The sequence below is a fragment of the Streptomyces sp. NPDC043680 genome (assembly GCF_056436685.1).
The window spans coordinates 439,227-454,132 of record NZ_JBWKCE010000002.1 but is presented as its reverse complement, the minus strand read 5'-3'; the positions used below and the strand labels follow the sequence as shown (position 1 = coordinate 454,132).

13 protein-coding genes and 1 pseudogene are annotated in these 14,906 nt (G+C 73.8%); 9 read left to right on the top strand and 5 right to left on the bottom strand.

The window, feature by feature from the left end; translation table 11 throughout:
- Positions 1-199 precede the first annotated feature (199 nt).
- Both AC0666_RS05425 and AC0666_RS05420 read right to left on the bottom strand, forming a co-directional pair.
- Positions 200-602: pseudogene (locus AC0666_RS05425) on the bottom strand (SDR family NAD(P)-dependent oxidoreductase); the annotation flags it as partial.
- A gap of 53 nt (positions 603-655) precedes the next feature.
- Complete coding sequence (locus tag AC0666_RS05420; protein ID WP_468967774.1) at positions 656-1,330, bottom strand: SanA/YdcF family protein; 675 nt, start codon at positions 1,328-1,330, stop codon at positions 656-658.
- A 325-nt stretch (positions 1,331-1,655) separates the two neighbouring features.
- Here AC0666_RS05420 and AC0666_RS05415 point away from each other — a divergent pair, with 325 nt between their 5' ends.
- The 4 genes from AC0666_RS05415 to dnaG all read left to right on the top strand — a co-directional run bounded on the left by AC0666_RS05415 (position 1,656) and on the right by dnaG (position 7,119).
- The gene (locus AC0666_RS05415) at positions 1,656-2,396 is read left to right on the top strand and encodes a sirohydrochlorin chelatase (RefSeq protein WP_468967777.1); all 741 of its coding nucleotides are present in this window, start codon (positions 1,656-1,658) and stop codon (positions 2,394-2,396) included.
- Positions 2,397-2,452: 56 nt separating this feature from the next.
- Positions 2,453-3,766, top strand: coding sequence for a deoxyguanosinetriphosphate triphosphohydrolase (locus AC0666_RS05410; protein WP_468967779.1), 1,314 nt, complete (start codon positions 2,453-2,455; stop codon positions 3,764-3,766).
- 93 nt (positions 3,767-3,859) lie between these two features.
- Complete coding sequence (locus tag AC0666_RS05405; RefSeq protein WP_468583079.1) at positions 3,860-5,134, top strand: NAD(P)/FAD-dependent oxidoreductase; 1,275 nt, start codon at positions 3,860-3,862, stop codon at positions 5,132-5,134.
- A 77-nt stretch (positions 5,135-5,211) separates the two neighbouring features.
- Positions 5,212-7,119, top strand: coding sequence for a DNA primase (gene dnaG, locus AC0666_RS05400; protein ID WP_478707126.1), 1,908 nt, complete (start codon positions 5,212-5,214; stop codon positions 7,117-7,119).
- A 41-nt stretch (positions 7,120-7,160) separates the two neighbouring features.
- Here dnaG and AC0666_RS05395 read toward each other — a convergent pair whose 3' ends face one another.
- Positions 7,161-7,577 carry a gamma-glutamylcyclotransferase family protein gene (locus tag AC0666_RS05395; protein WP_468968517.1) on the bottom strand — a complete coding sequence of 139 codons (417 nt, stop codon included), beginning with the start codon at positions 7,575-7,577 and terminating at the stop codon, positions 7,161-7,163.
- The gene (cutA, locus tag AC0666_RS05390; protein WP_478707192.1) at positions 7,574-7,912 is read right to left on the bottom strand and encodes a divalent-cation tolerance protein CutA; all 339 of its coding nucleotides are present in this window, start codon (positions 7,910-7,912) and stop codon (positions 7,574-7,576) included. Before cutA ends, AC0666_RS05395 begins: the two co-directional genes overlap by 4 nt.
- Before the next feature lie 401 nt (positions 7,913-8,313).
- On the opposite strand from cutA, the gene AC0666_RS05385 reads away from it, so the two are divergent.
- Positions 8,314-8,856 carry a hypothetical protein gene (locus tag AC0666_RS05385; protein WP_478707125.1) on the top strand — a complete coding sequence of 181 codons (543 nt, stop codon included), beginning with the start codon at positions 8,314-8,316 and terminating at the stop codon, positions 8,854-8,856.
- 138 nt (positions 8,857-8,994) lie between these two features.
- Positions 8,995-9,615, top strand: coding sequence for a class F sortase (locus AC0666_RS05380; protein ID WP_468967791.1), 621 nt, complete (start codon positions 8,995-8,997; stop codon positions 9,613-9,615).
- Positions 9,616-9,645: 30 nt separating this feature from the next.
- Here AC0666_RS05380 and AC0666_RS05375 read toward each other — a convergent pair whose 3' ends face one another.
- Positions 9,646-10,422 (bottom strand): sulfite exporter TauE/SafE family protein, encoded by a 777-nt coding sequence (locus tag AC0666_RS05375; RefSeq protein WP_468967794.1) that lies wholly within the window; start codon positions 10,420-10,422, stop codon positions 9,646-9,648.
- A 207-nt stretch (positions 10,423-10,629) separates the two neighbouring features.
- On the opposite strand from AC0666_RS05375, the gene AC0666_RS05370 reads away from it, so the two are divergent.
- From AC0666_RS05370 to nirD, 3 genes are read left to right on the top strand one after another with little or no spacing between them, the layout of a single operon-like run.
- Positions 10,630-11,985, top strand: coding sequence for an NAD(P)/FAD-dependent oxidoreductase (locus tag AC0666_RS05370; RefSeq protein WP_468967797.1), 1,356 nt, complete (start codon positions 10,630-10,632; stop codon positions 11,983-11,985).
- A gap of 2 nt (positions 11,986-11,987) precedes the next feature.
- On the top strand, positions 11,988-14,540 hold the full coding sequence (gene nirB, locus AC0666_RS05365; RefSeq protein WP_468967799.1) for a nitrite reductase large subunit NirB: 2,553 nt from the start codon (positions 11,988-11,990) through the stop codon (positions 14,538-14,540).
- Positions 14,537-14,902 (top strand): nitrite reductase small subunit NirD, encoded by a 366-nt coding sequence (nirD, locus tag AC0666_RS05360; protein ID WP_468967802.1) that lies wholly within the window; start codon positions 14,537-14,539, stop codon positions 14,900-14,902. Before nirB ends, nirD begins: the two co-directional genes overlap by 4 nt.
- The last annotated feature ends 4 nt before the right edge of the window (positions 14,903-14,906 follow it).

The window sequence follows — 14,906 nt, the reverse complement described above, 5'->3', positions numbered from 1 at the left end:
TGCGGCGGCGGTGTTACGTCCAGCCGCCGCGTCCGGTTACGCCTCATGTACGAGCACCTCAGCGCCGCCGCGGGCGGCCCGTGAGGGCGGGCTCACCCCGGGCACTGCGCGGCCGCTGCCCGGCGTCACTGCCGCCGTCACCGCCCACCGTCACTGCCCGGTCAGGTGCTTCACCGTCAGGCCGGCCGTCCAGCCGCTTGACGATGGAGCCGCCGCCGGCCGCCCGCATCACCGGGATGACGGTCTTGATCCCGATGAACACACCGACCATGTTGGTCTCGACGACCTGGCGGAAGTGCTCGACGCTCTCCTCCTGCAGGAGCCGCCCGGCGGCTATGCCCACATGGTTGACCAGACGTCGATGCGCCGAATGCGGCCACCGCGTGGTCGAGGGCGGCCTGCCAGTCCGCCTCGCTCGTCACGTCGTGGCGCAGGAACCGCGCCGCACCGCCGAGCCGGGCGGCGGTCCCGGCCCCTTCCGCCTCCAGGACGTCCGTGATCAGCACCTGGCCGCCCCCGTCCACGACGGCCTGCGCAGCCGCGGCGCCCAGGCCCCGGGCTCCGCCGGTGATGACGACGGTCCCACCGGTCAGATCCACCACGGTCATGGCTCCCACCCCTCGGTAGGTGACTCACCGGCCTGGCTGACGACGCGTCAGTGTGCCAGGACGCCCAACGCCTGCGACACCCCCGGCTCCTCGGGCCCCAGGAACCGCGGCTCCGGCTTGAAGGCGGCATCCAGCGCCGCCTTGCCCGCGGCGAAGACCTCGCGCGCCCCGCCGTAGTACCAGGTCTCGTCGTGCTCGTCATCGACCCCGACCCCGTAGGACTCCACCCCCGCCGCCTCGCACAGGGCGACGGCCCGGTGTATGTGGAAGCCCTGGCTGACCAGCACCGCCCGCTTCACCCCGAAGATCTCCCGGGCCCGGACGCAGGAGTCCCACGTGTCGAACCCGGCGAAGTCGCTGACGATCCGCTCCCCCGGCACCCCGTGCCCGGTCAGGTACGTCCGCATCGCGTCGGGCTCGTCGTACTCCCTGCGGCTGTTGTCACCGGTGACGAGGACGACCTTGACCTTGCCCGTGCGGTACAGCTCGGCCGCCGCGTCGAGCCGGTTGGCCAGATACGGCGTCGGCTTGCCGTTCCACAGCCCCGCCCCGAAGACCACCACCACCCCGGCGGCCGGCGCGTCGGCCGTGCTCCGCAGCCGGTCCGCCGCCACCGCATGGGTCCACGTCGACGGCAGCAGCGCCAGCACACAGCCCGCCATCACCACCTGCACGGCCCGCCGCCGGCCCGCCACCGACCTCATCCAGCCCGGCATCTTCATGATCGGTCCCCCCTTCGCCCGCTCCGCACGCCGTTCGCACACATTGACGATCAAGCCCGGCCCCCCAGTTCCCCCCTCCCCCTCTTTCACTCGGCCGAATGAGCCAGTGAGCTACCGGTAAACACCCGTCACCCCCGCGCAACGCCCACGCAACGTGCGGCCCGCAGGATCGGTTCATGACGGAGCCGGTGCACCCTCCCGAATCCCTGCCCTTTCCGCTTCCCCCCGCCACGGCCACCGAGCTGCTGACCCGGATCACGGCCCAACTGGGCACACAGCTCAGCGGACTGCGTCCCCAGGGGGCCCGGTCACACGGAGTCCACGCATGCAGCCCACCCTCGTCGCCGTCGCCCACGGCAGTCGCGACCCGCGCGCCCTCCACACCGTCCGCGCCCTCCTCGACCGGGTCCGCGAGCTCCGCCCCCGCCTCGACGTCCGGCTCGGACACATCGAGCTGAACGAGCCACTGCTCGGCGAGACCCTCCACCGCACCACCGGTGCGGCCGTGCTCGTCCCGCTGCTCCTGGGGCGCGGGCACCACGTCAAGCGGGACCTCCCGGCGGCCGCCGCCCGCGCCGCCCACCTGCACACCCGCGTCGCCGCCCCGCTCGGCCCGCATCCGCTGCTCGCCGAGGCCCTGTACGAACGGCTCCTGGAGGCCTGCCCGGACCCGCGGGACCGCTCCGCCGTCGTGCTCGCCGCCGCCGGCTCCCGCGACCCCGACTCCGCGGCCGACACCCGGCGCACCGCCGACCTGCTCTCGGAACGCCTCGGCGGGGCGGCCGTCGTACCGGCCTACGCGTCCGCCGCGGCCCCCGCCGTCCCCGACGCCGTGCGCGCCCTCGCCGCCCGCGGCCACCACCGGGTCGCCGTGGCCTCGTACTTCACCGCCCCCGGCCGCTTCGCCACCCAGAGCGCTGCCGCCGCGTCCGGCCCCGCGGCCGCCCCGCTCGGGGACCATCCCGCCCTGGCCCGTCTCGTGCTGCTCCGCTACGACCAGGCCCTGGCCCGGCTCCGCGGCGAACGGGACGAGCACGAGGAGCGCCTGGAACTCGCCACTGCGTGAAGACCGCGTTGGTTCGGAATGCTCGGATTGTCGGTGCCTGCGGTTAACGTCTGAGCATGGAAGGCATGGAAGGCTCCGCATCCGCCCCGTACGCTCCGGCCGACACCGAACGCTGGGCCGCCGAGCCCGACAAACGGCCCGGCCGCACCGCCTTCCAGCGCGACCGCGCGCGTGTGCTGCACTCGGCCGCGCTGCGCCGCCTCGCCGGCAAGACGCAGGTCGTCACCCCCGGCAGCCGCTCGTACGACTGGGACGCGAGCCCCCGCACCCGCCTGACCCACTCGCTGGAGTGCGCCCAGGTCGGCCGGGAGCTGGGCGCGGCCCTGGGCTGCGATCCCGACCTCGTGGAGGCCGCCTGTCTCTCGCACGACATGGGGCACCCGCCCTTCGGGCACAACGGCGAGGAGGTGCTGAACGAGTTCGGCAAGGACTGCGGCGGCTTCGAGGGCAACGCCCAGTCGCTGCGCCTGCTGACCCGTCTGGAGCCGAAGCGCTTCGTGCCCGATCCGGAGACGGGCGAGCCGGCCAGCGTCGGCCTCAACCTCACCCGGGCCTGCCTGGACGCGGCCACCAAGTACCCCTGGCCCCGCGGCGGACACCCCACGGATCCCGACTCGGTCAAGTTCGGCGCGTACGACGACGACCTGCCCGTCTTCGAGTGGCTGCGCCGCGGCGCGCCCGCGGACCGCAAGTGCTTCGAGGCCCAGGTCATGGACTGGTCCGACGACGTCGCGTACTCGGTGCACGACTTCGAGGACGGCCTGCACGCCGGGCACCTCGACCCCAACCTCCTCTTCGCCGAACCGGAGCGCACCGCCATCTGGCGGGTCGCGATCGGCCGGTACGTGCCGGCCGGCACGGATCCGGAGGAGCTGCGGGAGGCCTTGGACCGGCTGCTGGAACAGGAGTGGTGGCCGCACGGGTACGACGGATCGGCCGTCGCCCAGGCCCGCCTGAAGGACGCCACCAGCCAGCTGATCGGCCGGTTCTGCCTGGCCGCGGAGGGGGCGACCCGGGAGGCGTACGGCTCCGGCCGCCTCACCCGGTACGCCGCCGAGCTGGTCGTCCCGCGCGAGGCGCGCAACGAGTGCGCGGTCCTCAAGGCGGTCGCGGACCTCTACGTCATGCAGCGCGACGAGCAGGAGCGGCTTCGGGCCGATCAGCGCATCGTCCTGGCCGAACTGGCCGAGGCACTGAGCGCCCGCGCACCCGAGGGCCTCGACCCGCAATTCCGGGCGATCTTCGATTCGGCCCCGGACGACAAAGCACGCAAACGCGCGGTCATCGACCAGATCGCGGCGCTCACGGACGCCTCGGCGCGCTCTCTACACGCCCGGCTCACGACGCGCAGGCGCCGCGCCGGGTGGTGAGCCGATCGGGCCACTCCCCCTTCACGCAGCACGCTCAGTGCGGGACGCTCGCATGTGGTCGCATGTGGCGGAGAGGTTATGAGGAGGCATCAGGTGGTCGACGCACACCGGACGTTCGTCATCGTCGGCGCAGGGCTGGCCGGGGCCAAGGCGGCCGAGACGCTGCGGTCGGAGGGGTTCACGGGGCGGGTGATCCTGATCGGCGACGAACGCGACCATCCCTATGAACGGCCGCCGCTCTCCAAGGGGTACCTCCAGGGCAAGGAGGAGCGCGACAGCGTCTTCGTTCACGAGCCGTCCTGGTACGCGCGCGCCGACATCGAGCTGCACCTCGGCCAGCCCGCGGTCCAGCTGGACCGGGAGGCCAAGAGGGTGGTCCTCGGCGACGGCACCGCGCTGCACTACGACAAGCTGCTGCTGGCCACCGGAGCCGAGCCGCGCCGCCTCGACATCCCCGGCACCGGCCTGGCCGGGGTGCACCACCTGCGCCGGCTCGCCCACGCGGAGCGGCTGCGCGGCGTACTGACCACCCTCGGCCGGGACAACGGCCACCTGCTGATCGCGGGCGCCGGCTGGATCGGCCTGGAGGTCGCGGCCGCGGCGCGCGGGTACGGGGCCGAGGTCACCGTGATCGAGCCGCTCGCGACGCCGCTGCACGCGGTGCTCGGCCCGGAGATCGGGCGGCTCTTCGGCGATCTGCACACCGAGCACGGGGTCCGCTTCCACTTCGGCTCGCGGCTGACCGAGATCGTCGGCCACGACGGCATGGTGCTGGCCGCCCGGACGGACGACGGGGACGAGCACCCCGCGCACGCCGTCCTGGCGGCGATCGGGGCGGCTCCGCGGACCGCGCTGGCGGAGACCTCGGGGCTGGCGCTGATCGACCGGGAGCACGGCGGCGGCATCGCGGTGGACGCGTCCCTGCGCACCTCCGACGCCGACATCTTCGCCGTCGGGGACGTGGCCGCGGCCCACCACCCGCTGCTGGGCACCCGGCTGCGGGTGGAGCACTGGGCGAACGCGCTCAACGGCGGTCCGGCCGCGGCGCGGGCGATGCTGGGCCAGGAGGTCTCGTACGACCGCATCCCGTACTTCTTCTCCGACCAGTACGACGTGGGTCTGGAGTACTCGGGGTACGCGCCGGCCGGCGGCTACGACCAGGTGCTGATCCGCGGGGACGTGGCCAAGCGGGAGTTCATCGCCTTCTGGCTGTCGGAGGGGAGGGTGCTGGCCGGGATGAACGTGAACGTGTGGGACGTCACCGAGCACATCCAGGCCCTGATCAGGTCGAAGGCACCCGTCAACCGCGAGGCACTGGCGGACCCGACCGTTCCGCTGGCCTCACTGGTGCCGGCGCAGGGAGCGTGAGCGGCGGCCTGCGAGGGGCCGCCCGAGACGGGCGGGGGCCTGACGGGTTTGTGGGCGCCCGGCCGTAGACTTCACGGGTGGCAGGACGGATCAACGACGACGACGTGAAGGCGGTACGGGACGCGGTCCCGATCGACGCCGTGGTCTCCGACTACCTCCAACTGCGCAACGCGGGCGGGGGCAACCTCAAGGGCCTGTGCCCCTTCCACGACGAGAAGTCCCCGTCCTTCCAGGTCAGCCCCAGCAAGGGTCTCTACCACTGCTTCGGCTGCCAGGCGGGCGGGGACACCCTCGACTTCATCATGAAGATCGACCACCTCTCCTTCTCGGAGGCCGTCGAGCGCCTCGCCGGACAGGCCGGCATCACGCTCCGCTACGAGGAGGGCGGCTACACCGCGGGCACCAGCGGCCGCGGCGAGCGCATCCGGCTCGTCGAGGCCCACAAGACTGCCGCGCAGTTCTACGTCGAGCAGCTGGGCAGCGCCGAGGCGGAGATCGGCCGCAGGTTCCTCGCCGAGCGCGGCTTCGACCAGGCCGCGGCCGAGCACTTCAGCGTCGGGTACAGCCCGGCCGGCTGGGACCACCTGACCCGCTTCCTGCGCGGCCGGGGCTTCAGCGACAAGGAGCTGATCCTCTCCGGGCTGGCCCAGGACAGCCGCAGCGGCAAGCCCATCGACCGCTTCCGCGGCCGGCTGATGTGGCCGATCCGCGACATCACGGGCGAGGTGGTCGGCTTCGGCGCGCGCAAGCTGCGCGACGACGACAACGGGCCGAAGTACCTGAACACGCCCGAGACGGCGATCTACAAGAAGAGCCAGGTGCTGTACGGCATCGACCTGGCGAAGAAGGAGATCGCGAAGACCTCGCGGGCCGTGGTCGTCGAGGGCTACACGGACGTGATGGCCTGCCACCTGGCCGGGGTGACCACCGCGATCGCGACCTGTGGCACCTCCTTCGGCGGCGACCACATCAAGATCCTGCGCCGGCTGCTGATGGACAATGCCACGGCCGAAGTGATCTTCACCTTCGACGGCGACGCGGCCGGGCAGAAGGCGGCCCTGCGGGCCTTCGAGGACGACCAGAAGTTCGCCGCGGAGACCTCGATCGCCATCACCCCGGGCGGCATGGACCCCTGCGACCTGCGGTTGGCGCAGGGGGACGCTGCCGTGGCGGGCCTGGTGGAATCGCGGACCCCGCTGTTCGAGTTCGCCCTGCGGCACATCGTCAGCCGGCACAACCTGGAGCACCCGGCGGGCCGGGCGGCCGCCCTGGACGAGGCGGCGCCGGTCGTCGCCCACATCAAGAACATCGCGATCCAGCACGAGTCGGCGGTCCAGCTGGCGGGCATGCTGGGCATCCGGGACGAGCAGTTCGTGGTCAAGCGGGTCGCACAGCTGGCCCGCTGGGCGCGCGAGCGCGGCGACCGGCCCGGCACCGACCGGCAGCCCGGCCCGCGCAGCCGCCCGTACGAGGCGGCCCCCGCGCCCGCCGCCCCCGCGGGCGGCCCCGCGCTGAACCTGCGCAGCCCCGCGCACCGCACCGAGCGCGAGCTGCTGAAGCTGGCGCTGCAGCGGCCGGAGCTGGTGTCGCCGGCCTTCGACGCGTACGGCGTGGACGAGTTCACCGCTCCCCCCTACGCGGCGGTCCGCCAGGCCGTCCAGGACGCGGGCGGCACCTCGGCGGCCGACTCCGACTACCTGGCCCGGGTGCGCGAGGCCGCCCCGAACGACACGGTGCGGGCACTCGTCACCGAACTGGCGGTCGAGGCCATCCACGCGAAGACGGTGGACGAGGTGTACGCCGGCGTCCAGTTGGTCCAGGTCCGGCTGCGCGCGGTGGACCGCCGGGTGCACGAGGTCCAGGGGACCCTGGCGCGCATGGGCCCCCAGGCGCCGCCGGAGCAGCTGGCGGCGGTCCAGGAGGAGCTGTGGGTGCTCCAGCAGTACGGTCAGCGCCTGCGCAACCGCGGCGCCGAGGGGCTGTAGCTCCCTGAGCTCCCTGAGCCGGCTCCCGGGCGAAGCGGCGGCTAGCGCCTGAGCCAGTCGCCGCCCGGTATCTCGACGCCGGTGACGCGCAGGCGGCGGGCGAGCAGGGGGGCCGCCAGGTAGACCCAGGCGGTGGTGCGGGTGCCGTCCGGGCGGACCGCTTCGCGCCGGACCCGGTCGTAGACGTTCCGGGGCCGGTCCGGGCCGTAGTACTCCTCCAGCCGGTCCAGCTCGGCCAGCAGGGTCTCGTACGCCTCCGGCGCCGGGGTGACCAGCTCGCCCACGATCTCGGAGCCCGCGTGCTGGACGGCGTACGGGAATCCGGGGCCGTCGTAGAGCAGCGCGTCGGGGAGCCGGGCGGGTTCCTCGGCGGCGGTGCGGCCCCGCAGGAACAGGTCGTGGTTGATCTCGCCGGGCCGCAGGGTTCCGTAGACGAAGAGGGGGAGCCCGGCGGTCATCCGGCGGTCACCTCGGCGGCGACCCAGGCCAGGTAGGCGGCGCTGCCCCGCACGACCGGAGTGGCGATGACCTCCGGGGTGTCGTAGGGGTGATCGGCGGTGAGCCGGGCCTCCAGGGCGGGGTAGGCGGCGGCGGTGGTCTTGAACAGGACCTGCCACTCCTGGGAGGTCTCCAGCGTGTCCTTCCAGTGGTAGACCGAGGTCACCGGGCCGGTCACCTGCGCACAGGCGGCCAGTCGGGCCTGCACCGCGGTCCGGGCGAGGGCTGCGGCCTGCTCGGCCGAGTCGACCGTGGTCAGCACGGTGAGCACCTGGCCGTACGGGGCCTGCGGCACCTGCGCCTCGTGCGGCCCGTGGGGTGCCTGCGCATCCGGCGGAGCCTGCGGGCCTTGCGGCGTGTGCGGCTCTCCCGGCCGGTCGACCGATGTCACGGGGCCCTCCCTCGATGTGCCACGGACCAGCTCCTGGTGGTCCGGGACCTGCGTCCCGATTTTCCCAGCGTGCCCCCACCGTACGCACTACCGTTCCCCACATGTCCGGCACCCGCCCCCGGCACGGGCGCCGCGGACGCCGGTGCGGCGGTCACCCGGACGGGGTCAGGGCGCGGAGAGCGACGGGCGCTGCTGTGACCTGCGGAGACAACCGGCTCCGCAGATCATCTGACAGCCCTTCAGCAGGCGGGCCGCCGGGATGCCGGGTTACCTCGGAACACGACCCCGTGTTTCCAGGAGCCGCCATGCGCCGACGCACTGCCCATGTGCTCACCGCCACCGCGCTGACCGCCACCGCGTTCACCGGCCCGGTCGCGGGCGGCGTCGCCGCCGCGGAACTCGGGACGGCGGGCTTCGCGCCCGGGGACTTCGCCGCGCTGGAGGTCTGGCCCAAGTCCGGGGCCCCCGGGGCCACGGTCACGGTCAACACCACCGCCTGCGGCCCGGGCGGCCACGCCGACGGCGATGCGACCACGGTCGGCGGCGGCCGGTTCAAGCTGGTGCCGGGCACCCACAAGGAGGTGGTGGTGGGCCAGTTCCAGATCGCCCGCGGCACCCGCGCCGGCACCTATGCCATCGGCGCCACCTGCGCGAACGGCAAGTTCGCCACGGGCAACCTGGTCGTCACCGAACGCGGTCCGCAAGGCCGCGTCCGTACGGGTGTGGGAGGCGGGACGAGCACCACCACCGACCCCACCAAGATCGCGGCGGGAGCGGCCGTACTGGCCGCGGCCGCCGTCGGCGGTACCTGGCTCCTGCGTCGCCGGGCGAGCGGCACGCAGAGCTGACGGGCGCCCACCGCGGCTCCGGCCGCGGTCCGACCGGTACCGTCTCCCGTCGCCCGCCCCGCGAGGTCCCCCCCGTTCGCGGGGCCGGGCGACGGCCTGTTCCACGCAGAGCACACCGAGATCGCCAAGGGGGCGCGCATGGGCACAGGCCAGGCCCGCCGCGGCGGGCTCGTCGCGCTCACGGCCTGCGTCGGCATCTGGCTCGTCACCAGCGGCTCCGGCGAGTCCGTGCAGCCCCCGCTGCCCTCCCCCGCCGAGGCGCTGAACGGGCGGACCTCCTACCCCGGCAGCATCGACCCGCTGCCCGGCTCCCCGCCGACCCGGATCCGGATCCCGTCGATCCGTGTGGACGCCCCGCTGACGGGGCTCGGCCTCGGGCCGGACGGCAGCCTGGAGGTACCGCCGCCCGCCCGCCGCGACCTGGCCGGCTGGTACCGCGACGGCACCACGCCCGGCGCGGTCGGCACCGCCGTCATCCTCGGCCACGTCGACCACGCCTCCGGGCCGGCGGTCTTCTACCACCTGGGCGCGCTGCACCGCGGGGCGTCGATCGAGGTGCCGCGCGCGGACGGGCGCACGGCCGTGTTCACCGTCCACGCGGTCGAGGTGTACGACGCCAAGTCCTTCCCGGACGCCCGCGTGTACGGGCCTTCGCCACGCGCCGAGCTACGGGTGATCACCTGCGGCGGCGGTTTCTCGCCCCGCACCGGCTACCGGGGCAACGTGGTCGTCTTCGCGCACCTCACCGGGACCCGCTGACGGACGTCGGCGCGGGCCGGCGCGGCCGGGTCAGCCCCACTGCTCCAGGCCGAGCTTGACCACGAGGGCGCCGACCACGGTCAGCAGCACGCCCCGGACGAAGCCGCTGCCCTTCTTCAGCGCCATCCGGGCGCCGACCATGCCGCCGGCGAGGTTGAAGGCCGCCATCAGCGCGGCCAGCTGCCACAGCACCATGCCCTGGTACGCGAACATCGCGAGGGCCCCGGCGTTCGTGCAGCAGTTGACGACCTTGGCGGTGGCGGAGGCCGTGACCAGGTCGAGGTGGAGCAGCGCGGTCAGGGCCAGGACCAGGAAGGTGCCGGTGCCGGGCCCGATGAGGCCGTCGTAGAAGCCGATCCCGAGACCGGCGAGCCCGATCGCGAGCAGTACGCGCCCGCGGCTGACGGGCGAGGCCGAGGGGGCGGTGCCGAAGGCGGGCCGGAAGGCCACGAAGGCGCCGACGACCAGGAGCACCACCATGATCAGCGGGCGGAGCGCGTCCTTGCTGATCCCGCCGGCCAGTGCGGCGCCGCCCATGGATCCCGCGAGCGCGGCCAGACCGATCCGGACGGCGAGCTTCACGTCCACCGGCGCCTTGCGCACGTACGTCACCGCCGCGCCCGCGGTGCCGACGATGGCCACGGCCTTGTTGGTGCCGAGCACCGCGGCGGGCTGGGCGTGCGGCAGGCCGAGCAGCAGGGCGGGCAGGAGCAGTAGTCCGCCGCCGCCCACCACGGCGTCGATCCAGCCGGCCGCCGCGGCGGCCACGCACAGCACGATGATCATTGTCGTCGATATGTCAGGCACAGCCCCGAGCCTAGGGAGGAGTCGCCTGTACGGGGCATCGATCGCCGGAAACTTGCGCAAAGGTTGAGCTTCGCCCCAGCCTCACCACCCGTCCCACCGGCCCCTGCTTCTCCCTCACCGGGCGCCGACCGGGACGCTGAGGTGCGCGTTCCGTCCGGGTAACAACGGCGATGCGGCAGGGAAACAGCGACGGCGCACGCTCGTGCCATGACCTCGAAACAGCGTGTGGTGGTGATCGGCGCCGGCCTGGCCGGCCTGCGGTTCGCCGCGCGGCTGGGCGCCGGCGCCCAGGTGCGGGTCCTCGGCGAGGAGCCGCACCTGCCGTACAACCGGGTGCTGCTGGCGGAGGTCCTGGCGGGCCGGTACGCCCCCGACGTGACCGCCCTGCCGGCCCCCGGCGCGGCCGTGCGGCGGGGCGTACGAGCGGTCCGCATCGACCGGGCCGAGCGCCTCGTGCACTGCGACGACGGCAGCACCGAGGCGTACGACACCCTGGTCCTGGCCACGGGCTCCAACCCGGTCCTCCCGCCGCTGCGCGGGCTGTTCACACCGGGCGGCCGGGAACTGCCCGACGGGGTCCACGCGTTCCGCACGATGGACGACTGCCTGGCGCTGTCCGCGGCCGTGGCGGCACGGCCCGGCGTACGGGCGGTGGTGATCGGCGGCGGCCTCCTCGGGGTCTCCGCCGCCCGGGCCTTGGCCGAGCGCGGGGCCCAGGTGGTACTCGCCCAGCAGGGCGAGCGCCTGATGGAACGCCAGCTGGACGCGGACGCCTCGGAGCTGCTGCACGCCCACCTGACCGCGCTCGGCATCGAGATCCACACCCAGTGCCGGGTCCGCGGCCTGGTCACGAGTCCGGCCACGCGCCCGACGGCGGACCCCGACGGGCGCACCGTCACCGCCGTCGAGCTCGCCGACGGCTACCGCCTCGACGCCGACCTCGTGGTGCTCGCCTGCGGCGTACGCCCCCGTACGGGGCTCGCGCTGGCCGCCGGGCTGCCCGTACGCACCGGCATCGTGGTCGACGACCGGCTGCGGACCGCCGACCCCCGGATCCACGCCATCGGCGACTGCGCCGAGCACGCCGGCCGGGTCTACGGCCTGGCCGGTCCCGCGCTGGAACAGGCCGACGCCCTGGCCGCCGTCCTCGCCGCGGGCGGACCCGAGGGCGAAGCCGCCCCCGGAACCGACCCCGCGGCGGCCACCGGAACCGACGGCGAAGGCGGCACCGGCAGCGCAGCCGCCCGCGACGCGGACAGCAGCACCGGCCCCGGCTACACCGGAACCCGCGCCCTGACCCGCCTCACCCTCGCGGCCGCCGGCCCCGGGCCCTTCGACCTCGCCGCCTTCGGCGAGACGACCCCGCTCCCCGGGGACGACGTGGTCCGCCTCACCGACGCCACCCGCCGCACCTACCGCAAGGTCGTGGTCCGCGGCGACCGGCTCGTCGGCGGGGTCCTGCTCGGCGAGCTGTCCTCCGTGGGCGCCCTCGCCCGCAGCTGGGAAGGCGACCAGCCCCTCAACGACCTGACGCACCTGCTCACCGACGACGGAGGCTCCTGAACATGGCCGCTCCCACGCCCACGCCCACCCCCGCCATCGTGCTCATCGGCCACGGCATGGTCGGCCAGCGCTACCTGGAGGCACTCGCCGAGCGCGGCGCCACCGCCACCCACCGGATCACCGTGCTCTGCGAGGAGCCCCGGCCCGCCTACGACCGCGTACACCTGACCTCGTACTTCTCCGGGAACACCCCCGAGGACCTCTCCCTGACCCCCGCCGGGTTCATGGAGCAGCACGGAATCGAGCTCCTCCTCGGCGATCCGGCCGAGGCCATCGACCGGGAGGCCCGCACCGTCACCTCCCGCTCCGGGCGGGTGGTCCCGTACGACGTGCTCGTGCTCGCGACCGGCAGCTACCCGTTCGTGCCGCCCGTACCGGGCAAGGACGCCCCCGGCTGCTTCGTGTACCGCACCATCGAGGACCTCCTCGCGATCGAGGAGTACGCGAAGACCCGGACCACCGGCGCCGTCGTCGGCGGCGGCCTCCTCGGCCTGGAGGCCGCCGGAGCGCTCCAGGGCCTCGGCCTCTCCTCCCGGATCGTGGAGTTCGCCCCCCGTCTGATGCCCGTCCAGGTCGACGACGGCGGCGGCGCCGCCCTGCTGCGCACCATCGAGTCGATGGGCCTGACCGTGCACACCGGCGTCGGCACGCAGGAGGTCGTGACCGGCGAGGACGGCGCGGTGTGCGGGATGCGGCTCTCCGACGGCACCACCGTCCCCACCGAGCTGGTCGTCTTCTCCGCCGGTGTCCGGCCCCGGGACCAGCTGGCCCGCGACTGCGGGCTGGACACGGGCGAACGCGGCGGCATCTCCGTCGACTCCCGCTGCCGCACCTCTGATTCCCGCGTCTACGCCATCGGCGAGTGTGCGCAGGCCGTGGACGGCCGGGTCTACGGGCTGGTCGCCCCCGGCTACGAGATGGCGGAGACCGCCGCCGAGGACCTCCTGGGCCGCGAGAAGGAGTTCACCGGAGCCGACCTCTCCACCAAGCTCAAGCTGCTCGGGGTGGACGTGGCCTCCTTCGGCGACGCCCACGGCGCCGCCGAGGGCAGCCTCGACGTCGTCTACTCCGACTCCCGCTCCGGCGTCTACAAGAAGCTGGTGGTCTCCCCCGACGGGGTGCTGCTCGGCGGGGTCCTGGTGGGCGACGCGGACGCGTACGGGCTGCTGCGCCCGCTCACCGGGAGCGTCCCGCCCATCGCCCCCGACCAGCTGGTTCTGCCGGCCGGCCTCGGCCCCGCCGCGCAGCTCGGCCCGGCGTCGCTGCCCGACAGCGCGGTGATCTGCTCCTGCCACAACGTCACCAAGAAGGCGATCACCGCCTGCGCGAGCCTCGCCGAGGTCAAGCAGTGCACGAAGGCGGGCACGGGCTGCGGCGGCTGCCTCAAGGTGATCGGCCAGCTGCTGCCGGCCTCCACCGACAAGGGCCTGTGCGGCTGCTTCCCGTTCACCCGGGCCGAGCTCTACGAGATCGTCCGCACGCGCCGCCTGACCTCCTACGAGCAGCTCCTCGACGGCCACGGCAGGCCGGAGGCGCGCGGCGGGGACGGCTGTGAGGTCTGCAAGCCCACCGTCGGCTCGATCATCGCCTCGCTCGCCCCGACCCTCGGCGCGAGCGGCTACGTCCTGGACGGGGAGCAGGCCTCCCTGCAGGACACCAACGACCACCACCTCGCGAACCTGCAGCGCAACGGCTCCTACTCGGTCGTGCCGCGCATCCCGGGCGGTGAGATCACCCCCGACAAGCTGATCGTGATCGGCGAGGTGGCCCGCGACTTCGGCCTCTACACGAAGATCACCGGTGGGCAGCGCATCGACCTCTTCGGCGCCCGCGTCGACCAGCTCCCGCAGATCTGGGCCCGGCTCGTCGAGGCCGGCTTCGAGTCCGGCCACGCGTACGGCAAGGCCCTGCGCACGGTTAAGTCCTGCGTCGGGCAGACCTGGTGCCGCTACGGGGTGCAGGACAGCGTACGGATGGCCATCGACCTGGAGCTGCGCTACCGGGGGCTGCGCGCCCCCCACAAGCTCAAGTCGGCGGTCTCCGGCTGCACCCGGGAGTGCGCGGAGGCGCAGAGCAAGGACTTCGGGGTGATCGCCACCGCGAACGGCTGGAACCTCTACGTCGGCGGCAACGGCGGGGCCACCCCACGCCACGCCGACCTCCTGGCCCAGGACCTGTCCGACGCCGAACTGGTCCGGCTGATCGACCGGTTCCTGATGTTCTACATCCGCACCGCCGACCGGCTGGAGCGCACGTCCAGCTGGCTGGACCGACTGGAGGGCGGCCTCGACCACCTGCGGGACGTGGTCGTGCACGACTCGCTCGGGCTGTGCGACGAGCTGGAGGCCCTGATGGCCGACCACGTGGCGCACTACCGCGACGAATGGGCCGAGACCCTTCAGGACCCGGAGCGGCTGCGCCGGTTCGTGTCCTTCGTGAACGCGCCCGGCGCCCCCGATCCGACCGTGCGCTTCGTACCCGAACGCGATCAGGTCAAGCCCGACCTGGCCATCCTGACCATTCAGCCGCTCGAAGCCGTGGGAGGCACCCGATGACCGTGGAACTGCAGGTGGAAGAAGGCTGGCTGACGGTGTGCGAGCTGTCCGACATGACGCCGGGGCGCGGGGTGGCGGTGCTGCTGCCGGACGGGCGCCAGGCCGCGGTGTTCCTCGGCCGCTCCGGCTGGACGTACGCCATCGACAACCAGGACCCCTTCACCGGGGCGGCGGTGCTGTCCCGGGGGCTGGTGGGGTGCGTGGAGGGGCAGCCTTTCGTGGCCTCGCCGCTGCTCAAGCAGCGCTTCGACCTGGCGTCGGGACGCTGTCTGGACGACGAGGGGGTGACGATCCGGACGTATCCGGTCCGGATCGCCGCGACCTCGGCGGCCGCGGCCCCGGTGCCGGCCGCGGTCGCCTAGTGCT